This is a genomic window from Mycobacterium heidelbergense, from assembly GCF_050205645.1.
Lineage (GTDB): Bacteria > Actinomycetota > Actinomycetes > Mycobacteriales > Mycobacteriaceae > Mycobacterium > Mycobacterium heidelbergense_A.
Genome location: NZ_JBNMQT010000069.1, coordinates 1 through 224, shown reverse-complemented (window position 1 = coordinate 224; position 224 = coordinate 1). Strand labels below are relative to the sequence as shown.

1 protein-coding gene is annotated in these 224 nt (G+C 67.0%); it reads right to left on the bottom strand.

Annotated features, from left to right (window positions below):
• Nucleotides 1-224: hypothetical protein (locus ACQI5H_RS24625; RefSeq protein WP_427081900.1), on the bottom strand; the 224-nt coding region annotated here is incomplete at both ends.

Here is a 224-nt window from a genome sequence, read left to right as displayed (position 1 = left end):
CCATGGTGTCCAGCAGCCCCGTCAGCAATGTCGGATGAGCGGCCAGCCCGTGCAGGAAGGTGTCGTAGAGCGGCCGGTTATCGGCCATGGTGTCCAGCAGCCCCGTCAGCAGCGTCGGATGAGCGGCCAGCCCGTGCAGGAAGGTGTCGTAGAGCGGCCGGTTATCGGCCATGGTGTCCAGCAGCCCCGTCAGCAATGTCGGATGAGCGGCCAGCCCGTGCAGG